At 41.1% G+C, this 19,457-nt stretch carries 16 protein-coding genes; 9 read left to right on the top strand and 7 right to left on the bottom strand.

Annotated features, from left to right (window positions below):
• Window positions 1-44 precede the first annotated feature (44 nt).
• Complete coding sequence (locus ACE1CC_RS03405; RefSeq protein WP_413269068.1) at window positions 45-935, top strand: alpha/beta fold hydrolase; 891 nt, start codon at window positions 45-47, stop codon at window positions 933-935.
• Between the two features lie 163 nt (window positions 936-1,098).
• Here ACE1CC_RS03405 and ebsA read toward each other — a convergent pair whose 3' ends face one another.
• On the bottom strand, window positions 1,099-1,494 hold the full coding sequence (ebsA, locus tag ACE1CC_RS03400; RefSeq protein ID WP_413269067.1) for a type IV pilus biogenesis protein EbsA: 396 nt from the start codon (window positions 1,492-1,494) through the stop codon (window positions 1,099-1,101).
• Window positions 1,495-1,766: 272 nt separating this feature from the next.
• On the opposite strand from ebsA, the gene ACE1CC_RS03395 reads away from it, so the two are divergent.
• Window positions 1,767-2,000, top strand: a complete 234-nt coding sequence (locus ACE1CC_RS03395) for a hypothetical protein (protein WP_413269066.1) — start codon at window positions 1,767-1,769, stop codon at window positions 1,998-2,000.
• Between the two features lie 663 nt (window positions 2,001-2,663).
• On the opposite strand, the gene ACE1CC_RS03390 is transcribed toward ACE1CC_RS03395, so the two are convergent.
• Entirely contained in the window at window positions 2,664-4,349 is a 1,686-nt protein-coding gene (locus tag ACE1CC_RS03390) for a potassium channel family protein (protein ID WP_413269065.1), read from the bottom strand.
• A gap of 184 nt (window positions 4,350-4,533) precedes the next feature.
• Between ACE1CC_RS03390 and ACE1CC_RS03385 the strand changes: the two genes are divergently transcribed.
• Both ACE1CC_RS03385 and ACE1CC_RS03380 read left to right on the top strand, forming a co-directional pair.
• Window positions 4,534-5,031 (top strand): hypothetical protein, encoded by a 498-nt coding sequence (locus ACE1CC_RS03385; RefSeq protein ID WP_413269064.1) that lies wholly within the window; start codon window positions 4,534-4,536, stop codon window positions 5,029-5,031.
• Between the two features lie 38 nt (window positions 5,032-5,069).
• The gene (locus ACE1CC_RS03380) at window positions 5,070-5,564 is read left to right on the top strand and encodes a hypothetical protein (protein WP_413269063.1); all 495 of its coding nucleotides are present in this window, start codon (window positions 5,070-5,072) and stop codon (window positions 5,562-5,564) included.
• A 235-nt stretch (window positions 5,565-5,799) separates the two neighbouring features.
• Here ACE1CC_RS03380 and ACE1CC_RS03375 read toward each other — a convergent pair whose 3' ends face one another.
• Window positions 5,800-11,034: a PAS domain S-box protein gene (locus ACE1CC_RS03375; RefSeq protein WP_413269062.1), complete on the bottom strand. Its 5,235-nt coding sequence runs from the start codon at window positions 11,032-11,034 to the stop codon at window positions 5,800-5,802.
• A 255-nt stretch (window positions 11,035-11,289) separates the two neighbouring features.
• On the opposite strand from ACE1CC_RS03375, the gene ACE1CC_RS03370 reads away from it, so the two are divergent.
• A complete protein-coding gene (locus ACE1CC_RS03370; protein WP_413269061.1) occupies window positions 11,290-11,703 on the top strand; it encodes a thiol-disulfide oxidoreductase DCC family protein in 414 nt (137 codons plus the stop codon).
• A 120-nt stretch (window positions 11,704-11,823) separates the two neighbouring features.
• Here the strand turns inward: ACE1CC_RS03370 and ACE1CC_RS03365 are convergent, their stop codons facing one another.
• Complete coding sequence (locus ACE1CC_RS03365; protein ID WP_413269060.1) at window positions 11,824-12,246, bottom strand: hypothetical protein; 423 nt, start codon at window positions 12,244-12,246, stop codon at window positions 11,824-11,826.
• 308 nt (window positions 12,247-12,554) lie between these two features.
• On the opposite strand from ACE1CC_RS03365, the gene ACE1CC_RS03360 reads away from it, so the two are divergent.
• From ACE1CC_RS03360 to ACE1CC_RS03350, 3 genes are all read left to right on the top strand, one after another.
• The gene (locus tag ACE1CC_RS03360) at window positions 12,555-13,394 is read left to right on the top strand and encodes an alpha/beta fold hydrolase (protein ID WP_413269059.1); all 840 of its coding nucleotides are present in this window, start codon (window positions 12,555-12,557) and stop codon (window positions 13,392-13,394) included.
• Window positions 13,395-13,436: 42 nt separating this feature from the next.
• Window positions 13,437-13,889, top strand: coding sequence for a photosystem II protein PsbQ (gene psbQ / locus ACE1CC_RS03355; protein WP_413269058.1), 453 nt, complete (start codon window positions 13,437-13,439; stop codon window positions 13,887-13,889).
• Between the two features lie 389 nt (window positions 13,890-14,278).
• A complete protein-coding gene (locus ACE1CC_RS03350) occupies window positions 14,279-15,358 on the top strand; it encodes an NAD(P)/FAD-dependent oxidoreductase (protein ID WP_413269057.1) in 1,080 nt (359 codons plus the stop codon).
• 102 nt (window positions 15,359-15,460) lie between these two features.
• On the opposite strand, the gene ACE1CC_RS03345 is transcribed toward ACE1CC_RS03350, so the two are convergent.
• Window positions 15,461-16,813 (bottom strand): AAA-like domain-containing protein, encoded by a 1,353-nt coding sequence (locus ACE1CC_RS03345; RefSeq protein ID WP_413269056.1) that lies wholly within the window; start codon window positions 16,811-16,813, stop codon window positions 15,461-15,463.
• Window positions 16,814-16,967: 154 nt separating this feature from the next.
• Here ACE1CC_RS03345 and ACE1CC_RS03340 point away from each other — a divergent pair, with 154 nt between their 5' ends.
• Window positions 16,968-17,831 (top strand): DUF6671 family protein, encoded by an 864-nt coding sequence (locus tag ACE1CC_RS03340; protein ID WP_413269055.1) that lies wholly within the window; start codon window positions 16,968-16,970, stop codon window positions 17,829-17,831.
• Window positions 17,832-17,961: 130 nt separating this feature from the next.
• Here ACE1CC_RS03340 and ACE1CC_RS03335 read toward each other — a convergent pair whose 3' ends face one another.
• Complete coding sequence (locus tag ACE1CC_RS03335; protein WP_413269054.1) at window positions 17,962-18,708, bottom strand: sterol desaturase family protein; 747 nt, start codon at window positions 18,706-18,708, stop codon at window positions 17,962-17,964.
• Between the two features lie 92 nt (window positions 18,709-18,800).
• Complete coding sequence (locus tag ACE1CC_RS03330) at window positions 18,801-19,259, bottom strand: NUDIX hydrolase (protein ID WP_413269053.1); 459 nt, start codon at window positions 19,257-19,259, stop codon at window positions 18,801-18,803.
• Window positions 19,260-19,457 lie beyond the last annotated feature (198 nt).

The raw sequence follows: 19,457 nt of genomic DNA, 5'->3' as shown, positions 1-19,457 counted from the left end.
TATCATATAAGAGATAATACTTTACGAAAGTTCATAAATATCCTGTGACAACTCAGCAGTTAACGAAAGCCAACCAGTTAGAAAAACTCACCTGGCATTGGCAAGGCCACAAAATACAATACACTGTAATGGGAAGCGGTCGTCCGCTATTACTGTTACATGGTTTTGGCGCTTCGATTGGACATTGGCGACAAAATATTCCCGTGTTAGCCGCTGGTGGTTATCGAGTTTTTGCTTTAGATTTATTGGGGTTTGGTGCTTCAGATAAGCCAGCGCTGAACTACAGTTTGGAACTTTGGCAAGATTTAGTGAAGGATTTCCACACTTCGCACATAGAGGAACCTACCATATTTGTGGGTAATTCGATCGGGGCTTTACTCAGCTTAATGGTAGTGGCAAATCATCCCGAAATTGCTGCTGGTGCTGTTTTAATTAATTGTGCGGGAGGATTAAATCATCGCCCAGATGAATTAAATTTGCCTTTGCGATTTGTCATGGGAACTTTTACTAAGTTAGTAAGTTCGCCAGCTTTTGGCCCTTTCATATTTAATATGATTCGCCAAAAACATCGGATTCGCAACACTTTAAAGCAGGTTTATATTAACGCTGATGCAATCACAGATGAATTAGTTGAGATGCTTTATGAGCCTTCCTGTGATGTGGGTGCTCAAAAAGTTTTTGCTTCGATTTTGACTGCACCTCCCGGCCCAAGTCCTGTAGAATTGTTGCCAAAAGTTCAGCATCCTTTGTTAGTGTTGTGGGGAGAAAAAGACCCTTGGACACCAATTAAAGGTGCAGGAATTTATCAGCGACTCAGTGAAAATGGGCAAACTTTAAAGTTTATTCCCATTCCGAATACTGGTCATTGTCCTCATGATGAAAAGCCAGAACTTGTCAATCAATTAATGTTAGATTGGTTGGCTAGTTTGAACTAGGAACAAAGGGGACTGGGGTAGGGGCGATTCATGAATCGCCCCTACGACTGGGGACTGGGGATTAGGAGTAACAGGACGCGGTGACGCAGTGAAAGAAAAACTCCCAAGAGTCCCAAGAGTCCCAAGAGTCCCAAGAGTCCCAAGAGTCCCAAGAGTCCTCTGCCTATCGCTTGGATTGTTTTACTTGAAGTAATCTGTAGTAAAAGGATTTGGAGAAATCTCTAATCCCATCTCTTTGGAAGTTGAGAATTAGTTCAATTAAATGATTGACGAATTCAGAAGTTGCGATCGTAACTTCGTAACTATAATCAGGGTTCCTGTCAAATTGTATCCGACAACGAGTTAAGTCAGTTGGTAAGATATTGTTATTTACAGACCAAGTTACCACAAAAGGAATGTTGTCACCGCCCATAATCTGACGTACTCCTTCCAAGTAACCTCTTTGATAAAGATTGAGTGCAAAAGGAAGGAGGTGACGTTTGTTGCTATGGTAGTAAGGTAGAAAAATGTTGACGATATTGGGCTGGGCTGGTTTTAGTTCTTGGAGTAATTGTGTCATGCTCTGTTTTCTGTCTTCTTACAGGGATAGATAACCGTCGCTCGGACTAATTAACGGGAAAGTACTTGCATTACGCAAATATATTATGTCTAACTCTACAGTAGTTATGCAGCAACATAAACACCTTAAAACTATAAAAGTGTGAAAGTAAAAAAGTATACTTTGACTAAAACGCCAAATGGTAACGGCAAGTCTTTTTATCCTCTTTTGGACAGATGAAATACAGTTTTGGCTGAGTGAATGTGGTATTGAAATCGATCGAGGTAAAAGCTATGGCTGTTAATAGCGATTCACAAGTCATCAATAATCTAGAATATGATTTGCTGACTGTATTGCAAAATAAATCGGAAGCGATTAAGGCTTATGAGACATATATAAAAGATGCCCAAGAAACTGGGTCTGAGCCTTGTGTGGAATTGTTTAAGAAGTTGATGGAGTCAGATATGCAACAGGCGCAAGAAATTCGCCACCACCTTCAGGAAGTGATGCAGAAAGGCAAGATGTAACTTCCGAGTGAATTTTTGGGCTAGTCGTATAAAAATAGTATGGCTAGTCCAATGTATGAACTGAATTAACTGGCTGGCAAGCTGATGTTTTGTACTGGGCAATATTGCTGTTATTTAGAGTGGAAATTAATTATTACCAAAAGAAGTTACAGTTAAGATATTGACAAAATCAAAAAAATGTGAAACTACCTATTTGCCTACAACACAGATAGTTTTAAATCAACCTTATTCTCTAATTATTGAAACTAATTGTCAATAAATCATTTGGTTGCGCTTTTATTTAGATAGTTAAAAAAGAAAATGTAGCTGATTTATAAATTAGATGGAAACGAGGTTTTAAAAGTTAGACTACATTTTTTCTACTCTAATAATTTGGAGTTGGAGGCAAAAAAAGTATTATGGAATAACGACCCCTAGATGATAGATGCCTTACGAGTAGCTGATGGTTGGGCAAGGTTTGTTTTCATTCCAAGCCATCAGCTTCCCCTTTACTAAATAAGGTTGGCTACTCTAAAAGGGTTTAGTAAGGGAATAATTTGAGGATCAAAAGGGTTTGTCGGTAAATGTTGAGGCTATGTAAGTAAACTACCCACACTGTACCGTCAGGTCAGTGTGGGCTTTTAGTAGCCCTGAACTATTACCTATTACTAGCTTCAACTTGGGTTAACTCGCTAAAAGCTGAGATGGAGTTTGCCGCCATAGTTGTTCTAATTCTGTGGCTGGCATTGTTAAATAGAGAATATCTCCAACTGTTAAGGCTGTTTCTAATAAATTCCAGCCATGAATTGTTTGAGTTTTAGTTTCTAGATATAAGGGGACAAAATCAGCTGTCATGGCGGCTTCTTTGACTCGTTTGCCGCAAAAAGGATGTGCGGAAGTGATGGTGGTGGCGAGGGCAACCCAGAGTGTATTTCCTGTCATTCCGTTGCCTAAAATTCTGCCTCCTAAAGCGGCGGCGGCGAAGGCGGGGGCGGCTAATTCGGTGGGACTAAATACGGCTTCAAATTCAAATACTTGTTGGACGGTGGAAGCAAATTGGGGGTCTTGATTTCGCACTATTACGGGCAGTTTGGAGTTAATTCCTTTGGCGCTTAAGGCGATTTCTAAGTTGGTAATATCGTTGCTGGTGACTGCTAGTAAGGCGTTGGCTTTGTTGATGTTGGCTGCTTTTAAACTTGTGGATAAACTGGCATCTCCATGAATTACTGGTACGCCTATGGAACGGATGGTATTTAAAAACCGATTGTTGGGGTTGTTTTCAATCACAACTACTTCGTGTCCTTGGGAATGTAGTTGATTAACTGTTTGCATTCCAATGTCACCAAGTCCGCAGATGATGAAGTGATTTTTGCTGGGAACTTGGGCGGCATCCCAAAATTGTTTTAGGCGAGTTCCTAAGACAAAATCGTTGAGTAGGGCGTAAAAGATGCCGATGATTGCTGCACCAATTAGCATCATAATTACGGTGAAGAATTTGATGGCTTCTGGGGCGTTTTCTGTGACTTTTTCGTTACCTCCGACTCCTGTCACCATGCCGACGGAAAAGTATAGGGCATCGGTGATGGTAATTTTTAAATCGGTTAAAACATAGATGGTGGTGGCAAAGAATAGGGTGATGAGGAGGATGAGGGAAACTAGGGCTAATGCTTGTCCATGTTGTTGAAATCGGCGGAGGTTGGTGAGGAATTTAAATACTTTTTGAATTTTGGATTGACGATTGTTGCGGATGCTGGGTTGGGTGCCGATAATTAAGCGATCGCCAACTTGCAACGTTTGCCCATAAATCACCCCGGAAACTAAGTCTATTTGACCTTTGACTGGTAAATAATAGATTAACATTCGGGAGCGATCGTCCCAAAGTTCGCTTAATTTTTTTCCCTTCCAAGGGTGAAATTCGTGGATACATTCTTCATGAATGGGCCAAGTTTGATTGAATAGGCGTAGTTGTCCAATGGCACGATTTCCTAATGCTGCAAAGGCAAAGACGGGGGCGACTAGGGCGGCAACGCTAATGGTAAAATGATCGGGTAAAATTTTGTCGAGGCGATCGCCTAAACTAGTATTAAATAATCGGTTAATAATGCGAATTTGCGGATTTAGAACTCTGGCTTGGGTAAGAATTGCTAAGTTTAAAGCTTCGTCACTGGCGGCTAAAACTAAAGTATCTGCTTCTTGTATTCCGGCTGAAATTAAAGTAGAAGCTGCTCGTAAATCTCCAACAATTATCGAGCTTTCATCAGCAATAGGTTGATGATGAACTCCGATCGCAGCTGCTCCTTGTTGCTTCAATAAGGTATATATTTTATAGCCAGCAGAACTCAAGCCACAGACAATAATCCGGGTTTTCATAGACTTGACCAATCAATAAATACTTAAAAGCTATTCTCTAGATAAACTCTTATTGTCCATCTCTGTGGCGCTGGATTTTGTAGCTGAAAACACCAGAAAATATTTTTGTAAATGAATGTTAATGAAACTTAGCTGGATTTCTTGCGTCTGTATCATCAAGTGAGTGGCATACTTAGGAAGACTTATGAGCAATTTAATTCGATTTACTAGTAGTTTAGGTATATTTGCGACGCTATTTATGGCAATTCCTGGATTCACACAAAGCCAATCTACGCCGCTAGCGATTCCAAGAACTTCACCGAATGAGAGTTTCAAGGTAATTCGTACTTCGGGAAATTGTCCGCAAAGTGTTGGGATTTGGACTGCTATGCGCCAATATGAAGGGGGTGGTGAGTTTAGTGCGATCGCTAATACTTTAGCGATCGCAGGTCCGGCTCGTTTAGTGCGTTCCAATAAGAAGTTTGCGGAATTTTCTGCACCGTTAAAAAGTAATTTTGCTTCCTGTGTGGGCACAGCTACTTCTCAGGATGAAACTTTAAATCTTTATAGTTTTCGGTTGGAAAATGGAAAGGTAATTTTCCTTGTGCAATTACCTAAAGATACTCCTACTAATCCTTCGGAAATCACTATTAAAAATGTGATTTCTGCTCAACCTGCGGTGAGATGGGCGATCGCTGATTAATCAAGTTCAAAACCATAGATCGAGAATTAGGTAAAACTATGAAAAGCTTAACGAGTTTAACTTTAAGCCTGGGGATTTTATCTGCTTTGCTGACAGCTAATCCAGGGGTGACGCAAAATTCTCAAAATTCAGCGCCGTCAATTCCTGGGAATGCGCCGAATACAACAATTAATGTGAGTAGACGCTCGGGAAATTGCCCCAGTAATATGAGTCTTTGGACTTCGTTTCGGAGTTATGAAGGTGGGGGTGAACATACGGTTATTGCTGATACTAGTGCGATCGCAAATCCTGCGAGATTAACTAATTCTGGGGCTAAGTTTGTGGAATTTACTGCACCTTTAAAATCGGAATTTGCTTCTTGTGTGGGAGAAGCTGTTTCTAATGATGAACCTATCTATAGATTTCGATTTGCCAATAAAAATGTGATTTTTCGGATGGATCTTTCTCCCCTTCCTAGTGAAAGGTTAACTAAAATTTCCTATCGTGGTGTGGTGTCTTCTCGTCCGGCGATTAGATGGGCACTCTCTGATTAGGAGAGACAAGGGGACTCTTGGGACTCTTGGGACTCTTGGGACTCTTGGGAATTAAATTCAGCTGTAGGGTGCGTTAACGAAGCGTGTAACGCACCATTTCTTTTGCAGGACTTACGCAACTGTCACAATCAGTGGTTGGTGCGTGACGCTACAAGGCTCATAGCTTGGTGCAAATAATCTTGCAACGTCACGCACCCTACAAATAGCTAACCCCTACACCCTTTCACCCCATCCCCTATCCCCTGACGATGTTTGCGATCGCTATAGTTAATTCTGTAGGATCGACTGGTTTGGGGAGGTGGCGATTAAAACCTGCCGAAAGGGCTCTATTGCTGTCTTCAGAACTAGCATAAGCTGTTAAGGCGATCGCCGGAATTTGTCCCCCTGCCTCTGGTGGTAGCTTCCTAATTTGGCGGATTAATGAATAACCATCGCCTTCTGGCATCCCAATATCGCTGACTATGATATCTGGAGGCGATTTTTTGACTAATACCGTGAGTGCTTCTTGAGCCGATCCTACAGTAGTTACTTTGGCTCCCCTGTCTTCTAAAATTACACTGACTAAATCGCGGACATCCGGTTCGTCATCAACGACTAACACCTGTAAGTCTTTAAGTAAGGAACTATCAGAGCTAGATGCTATCCCATCTTCTGTTCTATCTGCTTGCTTCCCGGGGCTGTTACTGTGGATTACAAGTGGTAGATTAACGGTGAAAGTGGCTCCTTGTCCGACTCCTGGGCTGGAAACTTGGACTGTACCACCGTGTAATTCTACTAAGTGACGGACGATCGCCAATCCTAATCCTAACCCGCCGTGCGACCGTGTAATCGAGCCATCTGCTTGCCGGAAGCGATCGAACACGAAGGGCAAAAACTCTGGAGCAATACCAATACCTGTATCAATAACCTGAATTTTGGCAAAGTGGGAATTGAGAACGGGGAATGGGGAAAATTTTTCCCTTTCTTGCGCCATTACTGCTGATAATTTTATGAGCACGCTTCCACCATTGGGCGTAAATTTGATGGCGTTAGAAAGTAAGTTCCAGATAATTTGCTGTAAGCGACTGCTATCAGCCTTTACCATCACAGAGGTTGTGTTTACGGATTCTAGTACAACCTGAATATCTTTTACGGTTGCGGTTGGCTGGATGGTCTCGATCGCTTGTTCAATTGCAGGCACAAGTTCCAGTGGTTGAAGAGTGAGGCGAACTTTACCACGAATAATCCGCGATACATCTAAAATATCCTCAATTAGTTGATTGAGGGTTTTGGTATTGCGTTCGATCGTTTCTAGGGCACGAGCAACAGTCGCTTCATTGAGATGGCGAGTTCGCAGCATTGTTGTCCACCCCAGCATGGCATTCATCGGGGTTCGCAGTTCGTGAGACAGTGTGGCTAAAAACTCATCCTTGAGACGACTGGCTGATTCTGCTTCTGTGCGTGCTGCTTGTTCCCGGCGCAACAGTTCTTCTCGTTCCGCTTGGTATTGCTTTTGAGCATGGATATCGGTAGCCGTTCCGTACCATTTAATTACGCGCCCTTGCTCGTCCTTAACTGGTATTCCGCGACTAAGATACCAGCGAAACTCACCATCAACTCTTCTAATTTTGTGTTCGCATTCGTAAATTTCGCCTGTCTTTAGTGCTTGCAGCCAAGCTTCTACGGTGCGCTGTTCGTCTTCTGGATGCAATACTGGTTGCCATTGCCAAGTTCCGTCTGCTTGTTGAGAAAAGCCGCTAAATTCATAGACACGCTGATTGTAATAATCTACTATGCCGTCTGGGTTAGCAGTCCAGACAATTTGGGGCATTGAGTCTGCGAGGTTGCGGAAACGTTGTTCGCTTTGGCGCAGGGCATTTTCTGCTTGCTGGCGCTCAGTTAAATCGACAATCATGCAAATTGCTGCGTCTTCGCCTCCTTCCAACTTAGCGGCAGCAATTAAAACGGGAATGCGCGAGCCATTTTTATGCAAATATTCTTTTTCAAAATATACTTTGCCCGTTTGTTGGAGTTCCTGCCATTTTTGCTCGTCTAGGGGTAAATATTCAATTGGGCTAATCTTGCGCCAGCTAACTTCACCAGCTTCGAGATCCGATCGCACATAACCAAGCATTTGTAGAAAGGCATCATTCGCTTCGGTAATCTCGCCTTTGTAGTTAGCAACCATAATACCGACAACATTTGCATCAGCTAATTGTCTAAATTTAGCTTCACTCAGGCGCAATGCGATTTCTGCTTGTTTGCGCTTAGTGATGTCTTGAAAGTAAAGTGTTAAACCGTCAACAGATGGATAAAGGCGCACGTTCAACCATTTGTTGAGGAACGGGTGAAATTCTTCGTATTCAATGGTTACTTGTTCGTTTACTGCCTGGTAGCAATAATTGTAGCCCGGTAAACCGACTGCTTCGGGAAATATTTCCCAGACATTATTACCCAGTAACTCACTCTGTTGTTTGCCTAAAATCTCTTCGGCTTTTGGGTTGACATAAGTGTAGCGCCAATCTCGATCTAGGCTGGCAAAACCATCAGTAATGCTGTCTAAAATATTAGTAATTTCGCGATTTTTGGCTGCTAAGTTTTCTTCAAATTGTTTGCGATCGCTAATATCTGTAGAGATGCCAATTAACCCGATAATGCTACCATCTTTATCTCGGTAAGGTAATTTAGTAGATAGGTAAGTGCGTTTACCGATGTGAAAATCTAAGGTTTCCTCATAAGTTTGCACTTCTCCGGTTTCCATGACTCGGCGATCGTTCGCCATAATATATTCTGCTTGTTGACGATCGGGCAAAAACTCAGCATCGGTTTTCCCAATCACTTCTGTCTCTGATTTAACCAATGCAGTAAGAACAGCAGGATTTGCTATTAACATCTGTCCTGCTAAGTTTTTAGCATAAATCATCATTGGGGTGGTGGTGTTAATCGCATTGAGAATGGCGTTACTTTGTTGTAATTCTATTTCTGCTTGTTTGCGATCGCTAATATCTATAGAGATGCCAATTAACCCGATAATCTTCCCTTTTTGATCTCGGTAAGGTGATTTAGTTGATAGGTAAGTGCGTCTACCTACAGAAAGGTCTACAGTTTCTTCATAAACTAGAATTTCTCCGCTTTCGATGACTAGGCGATCGTTCGCTTTCAACTGCTCGACTTGTTCGGGATTAGATAAATAATCACTAGGGTTTTTGCCTAATACTTCTGCTTCTGACTTACCCAAAATAGCGAGATGAGCAGGATTGGCGAATATAAAGTTTCCTTCTCGATCTTTGGCATAAATTAGGGTTGGGGTAGAGGTGTTGATGGCATTGAGAATGGCGTTCTTCTCACGTAAGGCATCCTGCACTTCTTTAATGTCTTGAATATCAGTATTTGTCCCAAACCACCGCACAATATTTCCCTGTTTATCTCTAATAGGTAAAGCACGGGAAAGGAACCAGCGAAACTCACCTTCTTTATTCCGAAGTGGGAAGGTATCTTCCCAAGCTTCTCCGGTATTTAGTGAGTGAGTGAAGCTGTCAACAACTCTCTGCAAATGATCGGGATGGTGAACTTTTTGCCAACCCCAACCTTGCATTTCTTCTAAGGTTGTGCCAGTGTAATCGAACCAACGACGGTTATACCAGAAAAGCCATCCTTTGTCGTCAGCCATCCAAGCAAATTGTGAGATATTATCTGCTAATGTACGGAAGCGTTCTTCACTTTCGCGCAAGTTTGCTTCAATTTTAATCCGTTCTTGAATTTCCGTTTCTAAGGCTTGAGTGCGTTCAATTACTTTTTGTTCTAGTTCCTGATTCAAGTTAAGAATTTGTGCTTCATTACGAATGCGATCGCTCACATTGCGGACAATTTGAGAAGTCCCAATTAATTGATTATTTGTGTCTTTAATCGAACTAAAATTAATCTCGTAGTAATAGCGTTCTGAATTTATAGTGTCAAAAGCTTGAATAATTGTATAGTTATCTCCCTGCAACGCTCTACCCCAACTCTCTCGAACTTTTGCTTGCTCATTAGGCAAGTGCGCCACAGCATCTAGTATATTCATTCCTAATTCAGGTTCTCTACCAAAGACTTTGGTAAATTCTTGTTTATAGGCAGTATTAAAAGCAGTAAATCTAAATTCAATATCTACTGCCGCAATTAAATCGTTAGTGCCTTCAATAATCCCGTTCAAAAGATTTGAGGTTAACTGAGCGTCGTTTCTAGCTTGCTCTAATTGGACGGTGCGTTCTTGTACTCGCTCCTCTAAAATGGTGTTGAGATTGGCAAGTTGTTCTTGGGCTTGTTTGCGTTCGCTAATGTCTAAAAAAGCCACAACTCCGGCTTCTATTTGTCCTTGTGCATTGTAAAGAGGTGTAGAATTAGCCAAAATTGTGCCACAAGTACCATCACCTCGCAGGATAACAATTTCTTGATCTTTAACCACTTCGCCGCGAGTAATTGTCCGTGCTAAAACTGTTTCTTCGGGCTGATAGGGTCGTCCATCTGGGTGAAAGGTTTTATATTGTTGGTATTGCTGGATATTTTTGGCACAAATGAAGGAATGACGGTAAATTCTCTCCATTTCTTGATTGCCAAAAATCAACTTACCTGTAGGAGCTTCAGCAATTGATATTCCCACAGGCATTTGCTCTAGGATAGTTTCTAGGCGCGATCGCTCTAGTTGTAATTCTGCAATTAAGCGATCGCGTTCAGCTTCGTATTGCTTAATTGCAGTTACGTCGCGGGTAACATTAGAAAAGCCTTTAATATTTCCCGCTTCATCTCTTAATCCTGTAATTAAAACATTTGCCCAAAAACGCGAACCATCTTTACGAATGTGCCAACCTTCTGTTTGTACGCTACCTGTAGTTGCGGCTGTTTGTAATGCTGATTCTAGTAATCCTTGCTCAAGATCTTCCTGTGGATAGAAGCGGGAAAAATGTTGACCGATTATTTTATCTGCTCGATATCCTTTCAGGCGTTCGGCTCCCTTGTTCCAACTGATAACATAGCCATGAGGATCGAGCATAAAAATGGCGTAATCTTGCACCACATCAACTAATGAGCGATAAAGTTCTTCACTTTCTGCCAGAGTTTTTTGATTTAACCGAAGTTGCTGTGTTGTTGACTTTAACGCGGAAACGATCGCTGCAATCAGTAATCCCTCGCTGATGAATATTCCTAGCCGTAACATCTGCCCGAAACTGCCAGCCAGTAGCGTATTAGTTGGGTTTAAGAATAGGTAGTCGCTCAAGAGAGCAGATAAAATTGTTGCCAGTATGCCAGCCTGCCAACCGCCGTACAAGCTACTAAACATTACTGTGGCAAAATATAGTAGAAATGGGCTTTTTACTTCTAGGATTGGGTTAAGTAGCAGTTTAAGAATGGTGCCGATCGCTACTGCTACAATGGCGATCGCATAACTCCACCGCTGCCGGGGTTTATTTTTTACTATGACTTTTTCAACTAATGGTGATATAAAACTATACATATTAATGATGGCTCAGAAGCTAGATTACCTAACATATTAATGGTAACTTCCTGAATTTGATTGAGTACTTCTTCTCACTAGTTGTTTTGGGAATTTATCATTAGCTATCCAGGTAAGGAGTTTCAGCAAAATTCCCTAATATCCTACCAGGAGAGCCGTTGTTATTAGTTGCAAAACCAGAGCAACAATAATCTAAATTTTTGTTAATCTAAGAAGAGAAAGTTTATTGATCTTGGTAAATAGATAGTAAATTTAATGAGTTACTACGTAATTTACGACGGCAATTGTAATCTTTGTGTAACCTTGGTACAAATTTTGGAAACCTTAGATCGGGGTCAGATGTTTCACTACAGTCCCATGCAGGATTTAGAAACCTTAAGTCAGTTTGGCATTACTGCCGAAGATTGTGAAATGGGAATGATATTAATTGATGCTAATGCACCGGAAAAACGCTGGCAAGGTAGCGATGCAGCGGAAGAAATTGGAAGGTTGTTACCTGCGGGAAATGGTTTTGTGGCAGCTTATCGGGCGTTACCTGGGGTGAAGTGGGTGGGCGATCGCATTTACGAACAGGTGCGCGACAATCGTTATACTATTTTTGGCAAACGTGAGACTACTTACCAATCTGGATATCCGATCGGTTGTCGGGGATTGGGGACTGGGGACTAGGGACTAGGGACTGGGGAAAGTTCTTAGCTTCGTTTTTTGAGTTTTGAGTTAGGAAGAGAGTTTTAAATTAAGGAATTTTCTCAACCCTCTTTCTTCTGCCTCCTGCCTTCTGCTTTGTCTCTAGGAACCATTAAATAATTGAAAAGTGTTTCTACCAAACCGCTTTAATTTTTCTTCCATTTCCGGGACTGGCTGATATTCACCAACTATACTCCAATTTTCCACAGTGGAAAATCGCCAAGCTAAACCTTGATGATTAAAACCTGCTATTTCGATGCCGATCGCTCGCCGCGAACCTTCAACCGGATCTTGGTGAAACCGAATTTGTACCAGCATACTTCGGCATTGAAACCTGCGACTCCATCCAGGGAGATGAAAACCAATATCGATCGAATCAGGATCGACTAACTCCCTAGTATCAGCATCATTTTGCCAAGGTTTCAAGTCTGCCTTAGCATCGGGAAACTCGCACTTAAACGAATTTACAACGGCAGCAATTTTACTCGCAACTTCAATACTAGTGGCTTGTTGGGCAGCATTCACTGTTGTAGTTCCTTAGAGTTAAAATATTGCTTTGATTTTGGCGAATTAGTCTAACAATTTATTGCTAAATTCGCAACATTAAGAAAGGGAATGGGGACTGGGGGAAGTTTTGAGTTGTAGGGGCAATTCATGAATTGCCCGTACAGAGTTTTGAGTGAAAGAAAAAGTTTTGAGTTATCCCCTTGTCCCCTTGTCCCCTTGTCCCCCTGCCCCCCTGCCCCTGTGCCCCTGTGCCCCTTTGCCCCTTGTCCTCTTGCCCCCTAGAGAGGTAAGCTCAGACAAAATTTAGCTGTAATGGGATCGATCGAGTGACCACGAATGAAGAAATAATCGAAGTAGGTTCCCTCAAGTGGTTTTATCGGGAAGCAAAACCCTTGGGCAGAAGTGATAGACTGCCAGTATTGCTGTTACATGGTATACCGAGCCAAAGTTATAGTTGGACGCAGGTAATGCCAGCTTTAGCAGATAAAGGATATACAAGCATTGCCCCAGATTGGATCGGTTTTGGTTTTTCGGCTAAACCAGACCGTCGGGACTTTGCTTACACACCCGATGCTTTTATTGAAGCTTTAACTGAATTCATTCAAACTCTGGAATTAGAAAGATTTTCTTTAGTTGTGCAAGGATTTTTGGGTTCTGTGGGGATTCAATACGCCTTGCTTCATCCTGAAAAAATAGAACGTTTGGCAATTTTGGGCGCTCCTGTTTCTCCGGAAGCTAAGTTACCTTGGAAATTGCAACAGTTGGGATTGCCGTTTGTGGGTGATATGCTGACCCAAGACCCCCTGTTAGTCGATCGAACTTTAGAAGGTGGCAGTCGTTATGGCATCTCAGACGAAGATTTAGATGTCTATCGCCGTCCTTTCTTAAAAACTTCCGCTGCTGGTCGAAGTTTGTTAGCAACGGTAAGAAACCTGCAATTGACCCAAACAGGGGCAGAAATTACGGCTGGGTTAAAGCAGTGGTCACAGCCAACTTTGATTGTTTGGGGAATGAAAGACCCTTGGTTGCCTTTTTCTCATGCCGAACAGCTGAAAGCGGCGATGCCGAATGCAGAATTGGTCAAAATCGAGGAAGCGGGGCATTATCCGCAAGAACATTGGTCAGAAAAAGTCAGTGATGCACTAATTGGGTTTCTGCGCCGCTAATATTTTTAAGGATGCTTTTTTGATAGGTTGATTGCAAAAGAAATGTTCAAGGCACGTCATCGGTCTATTCTGGCGATAATTCTGGCGTTTGTGGCGACAGTTCTAGTTAGCTGCGGTGGTGCTCCCACAGCGACTAAGCCACCTACTTACACCCCGGCACAAATTGAGCAAATTCAGCAGTATGCTTCTGACTTGGTAAAAGTTCAGGAACGGATGCCGGAATTAGCGAAGTTAATCCAAGATGAAAATTGGACTTTTGTCAAGAATTTCATTCGTGGGCCTTTGGGTGAGTTGCGGTCAAAATTGAGTTTTATTGAACGCAATTTGCTGCCTCAAGATAAGACAAAAGCCCGTGATACTTCCAAGGAGTTAATTGAAGGGTTGATCTTAATTGATGAAGCTGCTGATAGCCGTGATTATCAAAAGGCTATCCGCAATTTTGGCGTTGTCCAAAGAGAGTTGCGATCGTTCTTGGAATTAACTCCTAAAGCATAATCGATCGTTAAGTTTGGTAGTAGGTAGTAGGTAGTAGCTAGTAGGGAAGGGGGAATAATCCCATTACCCACTACCAACTACCAATTACCTATTAACGCAAGTTGCTGATTACAAATATTGTGGGTTCGATCCCCCTAAATCCCCCTGAATCAGGGGGAGTTTGAATCTGGTTTCCCCCTGAATCAGGGGGAGTTTGAATCTGGTTTCCCCCTGAATCAGGGGGAGTTTGAATCTGGTTCCCTCCTGATTAAGGGGGAGTTTGAATCTGGTTCCCTCCTGATTAAGGGGGAGTTTGAATCTGGTTCCCTCCTGATTAAGGGGGGTTAGGGGGGATCAAAAACCCTTAAGCTCATAACTAGCAACTTTAATTATTACCAATTGTCAAATTTATGAGCAAAGTTGTAATTATTGGCTGCGGAATTATTGGGGCAACAATTGCCTACGAACTCAGTTTAGTTCCTGAATTAAATGTGACAGTTTTAGAACAAAAATCACCAGCGCAAGGGGCGACGAGTGCCGCCTTGGGTGTGTTGATGGGAATTATTAGTCACAAGGTTAAAGGAAGTGCTTGGCGACTGCGCCAAAGTAGTATGCAGCGTTATGAAAGTTTAATTCCTGAGTTAGAAAAAAGTTTAGGGCGGCAAATTCCTTTTAATCGCCAGGGAATTCTGTTGCTTTGTTTGGTAGGGGAAATTTTGGCAAGTTGGGAAGAGTTGGCAGAAGTTCGCCGTTCTCAAGGTTTTAGTTTAGAAATTTGGGATTTGGAGAAGGTAAAAGCTAATTGTCCACAGTTGAATTTAGAAAGGGTAATTGCTGGGGTTTATTCGCCCCAAGATAGGCAAGTTGATCCGACTGCTTTAACTTTGGCTTTAGTAGATGCGGCGACAAAAAACGGCGTAAATTTTCAGTTTGGGGTTGATGTTTCGGGAATAGAATCTTTATCAAGTGGTTGGCAGCTAAAAACTACTAATGGTAATTTTGAATGTGATTGGTTGGTGTTAGCATCTGGTTTAGGTTCTTCGTTATTAACCAAATCGCTTTTACATCAAATTGATATTAGACCAGTTCTAGGTCAAGCTTTACATTTAAGGTTAGATCGTGCTTTAGGAAATCCCGATTTTCAACCTGCAATTACAGGCAATGATGTGCATATTGTACCTCTGGGCGGGGGAGATTATTGGGTAGGGGCAACGGTGGAATTTCCGACGGATGGTTATCAGGTGGAACCGGATGCTAGTAGATTGGAATTAGTGCGATCCGAAGCGATCGCATTTTGCCCAGCTTTAGCCAATGCTACTATTATTAAATCATGGCAAGGTTTGCGCCCCCGCCCTGAAGGAAGACCTGCACCAGTTATCGGTAATTTACCCGGTTATAGCAATATTCTTTTAGCTACTGGTCATTATCGTAATGGCATTTTATTAGCACCTGCAACAGCCCAAGCTATTCGAGAAGCTATTGGGGGCTAGGGACTGGGGAAGTTTTGAGTTGTAGGGGCAATTCATGAATTGCCCCTACAGAGTTTTAAGTGAGTTCCCCATCTCCCCATCCCCCCATCTCCCCACCTCCCCCTAGAGACGATCGCGAAAATAATCGCGGTACAATTGAGTGCTAAGAATTACTTTACTGCCTTGAATTTTTACTAAACCCAAAGCTTCTAATTTATTGGCACGGGTGATGTCTAATTGTACTCCTTTATCGGTTTTTAAAACCTTTCTCATTGCTGCTCTTAATTCGGGATGAGCGTCTAAATAGTCTAACAAATGTTTGAGATGTTCGCTGTAAATTCCCGATCGATTAGTTGCTTCCAATAAAAGCTGATCTAAACTAATTTTTTGGCGAGTTAAATGATAAAAAGCTAATCGCACTAAATAAGGATGTCCTCCCACTAGTGTCATTAATTGTTTGACTTCTTTAGGTTGCCAACAAAGATTATGTAAATCAGCTAAAGTTTGTACTTCTTTTGCTGTAAATTCGGGAATTTTCATTTCTAATCCTACCTCAAACGGAGAGGTTTTGCGATCTAATCTAATATATGGTTCTGTGGAGTAAGTTAATACTAACCGCAGTTTTTTCCAAATTGGCAATTCTTGAGATTTATCATGCCATTCTCGCAGTAGAGATAGAAAATCATCGGCAATGTGGCGATAGTGGAAAACGCGATCGATTTCATCTAAACCCAAAACCAAAGGGCTATTAATTGCTGATAAAATATGGTTTTGCAAATATTCAGTGCAGTTAGTTTTACTGTCAAAATTCTCATCCCAATCAGCATCTAACTTGGGTTTTAAATGCAATTGACGACTAATATTTACACATAGCCAACGCAGCAATTTATCTAAAGTTTCAAAATCATTTACTTTGGCTTCTGACCAAAAGTTTAACTGTACTGTTTGATAACCTTTAGTCGCAGCATGATCTAAAATTCTGATTAACAAAGAGGTTTTACCAATTTGATTAGCTGCTTTAATTCTAATTAAAGCCCCTGGTTGCAATACTTGTTGATATAGGGGAACTGCGATCGCCGGACGTTCAATATAAAAAGGCGAGTTTAGCGGTTCGGCTATGTTGGGATATTTGGGTTTTGGCAAAGGTTGAGGAGTTTCTGAAACCGATCCCTGTTCATATTTTGCTTCTAGCCAAGCTAGTAATCTTTTATATTTGTTTGGCCCTTTATAATCAAGATCTGGACAACCTTCTGGGTTTTCCTGACTTTGAATGAATTTATCATAAATTAAGCGCAATTCTTTTTTGTAAGCAGCTTCATCTATATCTATTCGGAGATTTTTCTTCAAATCAGCCGTAATTTCTGTTTCATTTTTCCCATAATTATATTCATTAAAACGCTGGGTAAAAATATCTCTCTGTATTCCAGAAAGTCCATAGCGATCGGCTATATTTCTCAGAAAACTGTTCCAGGACATGACATTAACCAGATGCAGCTAAAATCTCTAATATTTTAAACTAAATACTAGATAATGAATCTTTCAAAAGAAAGATCCTCAAATCTTGCCTATTTTAAGCTAAATGATATAATTTAAGCAAATTTTAATCTAGGTGTAATAATAGGCAAAAAATATGAAGAGTGGATCGTGGTTTGTCGATCGCACCGTTGTCATAGCTACCATGCACAAAAAGGAACAGGTAATCTCACCAATTTTAGCAAGAGAATTGGGAGTAAAAGCGATCGTTCCCTCAGACTTTGATAGCGATAAATTTGGGACATTTACCAGAGAAATTAAACGGTTAGGAACACAAATCGAAGCGGCTAAATTTAAAGCCGAACAAGCATTAAATATCACAGGTGAAACTTTAGCCATTGCCAGCGAAGGAACTTTTGGGCCTCATCCTTTTGTACCTTATTTATCTTGTAATCGGGAAATAGTTCTGTTATTAGATAAAAAACATGACATAGAAATTATTGGTGAAGAGTTTTCCCCCGAAACTAACCACAGTCATCAATTAGTTAAAAGTGTAGGAGAGGCTTTTGAATTCGCCCAAAAAGTTGGATTTCCCGAACATGGTTTAGTTGTCATGTTTGAAGAGATTCCCAAAGATAGTAGCGAGGTAATTAAGGGAATTACTACTGAAGAAAAACTCGAAGAAGCGGTGAGTTTATTCCTGAAAAAATCACCAAATGGTAAAGTGCATTTAGAAACAGATATGCGGGCGCTTTATAATCCTACAAGGATGCAAAATATCGCCAAAGCTACTCTTAATTTAGTGCAGAAAATTAATAGCCTTTGTCCAAATTGTGATTTTCCTGGTTTTAGTATAACTGATAGAAAACCCGGTTTACCCTGTACTTTGTGCAATATGCCTACTGGGTTAACTTTAGCCACTATTTATCAGTGCCAAAAATGCGGTTTTCAGAAAGAGGTTCTATTTCCTGATGGCATTAAACAAGTCGATCCTTCACAATGTATGTATTGTAATCCTTAAAGGATGTTTGAAGAGGTTTTGGCGGTTAAAACCGCAACTACACAACCAAAGTCCGCCTGCGCGGACTTTTAACCTGCGTCGGCAGGTTTTGTTTGTATAGCCCGCGACTTGAGTCGCTGGGTCTTTATGGTTAAAAAGGTAAACTCAGTAAGCTAATTAAGTTTAGTTCCTTCGCTTCTTCTGTCAAACCTAATTTAATATTTTCTGGGTCATCTCTATGCCGAAAAGATTGGAAAATTCTATCCCAAATAGTCAAAAGGCTGGCATAATTTGAGTTAGTTTCTTGGACAATTTGGGAGTGATGAATTCGGTGATAGTTAGGTGTGACAATGAAGTAGCTTAAAAAGCGATCGCACCCATAACCCAACGCCCAATTGCTATGATGAAAAACAATCACAAAGATAAATGCTAGTTCATAAATTACTAATGGTTGAATAGCAATACCCAATAGCCAAATTAAGAGAATTTTGGGTAAATAAGAAGCAATTACTTCTATAGCATGAAACCGATAAGCTGTAGAAACATTCATTGATTGTTCTGTGTGATGTACAGCATGAAAGCGCCAAGCTAAGGGCCAAGTGTGCATTAATCTATGCCAAAAATACATATACAAATCTAAAATTAAAATTGATAAAATGCCGACTAACCAAATCGGTTTAATACCATGAAATAATCCTTGCCAAGTAGTTTGTTGTTGTAACCATTGGGATAGCCAAATTGTGGTTAGACTGGCGGCGATCGCATTCAACACACCCAACCCAAAATTAGTAGCCATCCGGTTAATTAAACCCTGCTTATAAGTAAAAAACGGAAACAGATTTTCCAGAATTCCGAAAATTAGAATACTACCAACAATTACAGCTAACTTTCCACTCATTACAGCTTTACCTCTAGGTTTTTATAGTAATAGGTACGTTGTGGCGCTTTAGCGCTCTTGATAATAGCGCCCAAGCGCCACAACGGACATTTTTAAGAAAGTGGGTTGTTTGACAGATGAAGGGGAAATTCTAGCAAAAGTTGTTTTAATTCTGGTTCCTCAATTCGTTTAATTGCTTGTTTCAAACTTAACCACTCTCTTTTCCTAATTTTAACTTCCGGCCAATCTTTAAACACCGTTTCTACGCGCAGCAAAAACACTTCAACTAAGAAATTACATCCCAATTTTTTATAACTGTAAGTACCAATTGGAGTTTCGGAAACTTCACCAACAACCCCCGCTTCTTCCCAAGCTTCCTTTGCTGCGGAATAGTGCGGTTTCATAAATAGTTCAATCATTCCTTTGGGAATAACCCAACGTTTACCTCCTGAAGAAGTGATCAGCAAAATTTCTAATTTTTCATTTTGAATGCGGTAGGGAATTACTGCTGACTGTTGAATAGTTGGAGTAGTTATTTTTGCCATCACGGAAATAATTTGTTTGATTAGCATATTAACTGATAGATTTAAGTCAGGTTGCTAGTTATATAGATTGTTGGTTAGATCCCCCCTAACCCCCCTTACAAAGGGGGGAACCGGATTCAAAGTCCCCCTTGGTAAGGGGGATTTAGGGGGATCAAAAACTTCTGGGCTGATAACTAGCAACTTACGTTAGATTTAATATTGTAGAGACGTTTCATGAAACGCTCT

It is taken from the genome of Floridaenema aerugineum BLCC-F46, from assembly GCF_041929345.1.
GTDB lineage: Bacteria > Cyanobacteriota > Cyanobacteriia > Cyanobacteriales > Aerosakkonemataceae > Floridanema > Floridanema aerugineum.
The sequence above is the reverse complement of the archived record's forward strand: the minus strand, read 5'-3'. Positions and strand labels throughout refer to the sequence as shown.

Excerpts from the sequence above, each read along its gene's own strand:
- ACE1CC_RS03335 (WP_413269054.1), bottom strand. The coding sequence starts at position 18,708 with ATGAGTGGAAAGTTAGCTGTAATTGTTGGTAGTATTCTAATTTTCGGA.
- ACE1CC_RS03395 (WP_413269066.1), top strand. The coding sequence starts at position 1,767 with ATGGCTGTTAATAGCGATTCACAAGTCATCAATAATCTAGAATATGAT.
- ACE1CC_RS03385 (WP_413269064.1), top strand. The coding sequence starts at position 4,534 with ATGAGCAATTTAATTCGATTTACTAGTAGTTTAGGTATATTTGCGACG.
- psbQ (WP_413269058.1), top strand. The coding sequence starts at position 13,437 with ATGTTCAAGGCACGTCATCGGTCTATTCTGGCGATAATTCTGGCGTTT.
- ACE1CC_RS03390 (WP_413269065.1), bottom strand. The coding sequence starts at position 4,349 with ATGAAAACCCGGATTATTGTCTGTGGCTTGAGTTCTGCTGGCTATAAA.
- ACE1CC_RS03350 (WP_413269057.1), top strand. The coding sequence starts at position 14,279 with ATGAGCAAAGTTGTAATTATTGGCTGCGGAATTATTGGGGCAACAATT.
- ACE1CC_RS03330 (WP_413269053.1), bottom strand. The coding sequence starts at position 19,259 with ATGCTAATCAAACAAATTATTTCCGTGATGGCAAAAATAACTACTCCA.
- ACE1CC_RS03375 (WP_413269062.1), bottom strand. The coding sequence starts at position 11,034 with ATGTATAGTTTTATATCACCATTAGTTGAAAAAGTCATAGTAAAAAAT.
- ebsA (WP_413269067.1), bottom strand. The coding sequence starts at position 1,494 with ATGACACAATTACTCCAAGAACTAAAACCAGCCCAGCCCAATATCGTC.
- ACE1CC_RS03345 (WP_413269056.1), bottom strand. The coding sequence starts at position 16,813 with ATGTCCTGGAACAGTTTTCTGAGAAATATAGCCGATCGCTATGGACTT.
- ACE1CC_RS03340 (WP_413269055.1), top strand. The coding sequence starts at position 16,968 with ATGAAGAGTGGATCGTGGTTTGTCGATCGCACCGTTGTCATAGCTACC.
- ACE1CC_RS03380 (WP_413269063.1), top strand. The coding sequence starts at position 5,070 with ATGAAAAGCTTAACGAGTTTAACTTTAAGCCTGGGGATTTTATCTGCT.
- ACE1CC_RS03370 (WP_413269061.1), top strand. The coding sequence starts at position 11,290 with ATGAGTTACTACGTAATTTACGACGGCAATTGTAATCTTTGTGTAACC.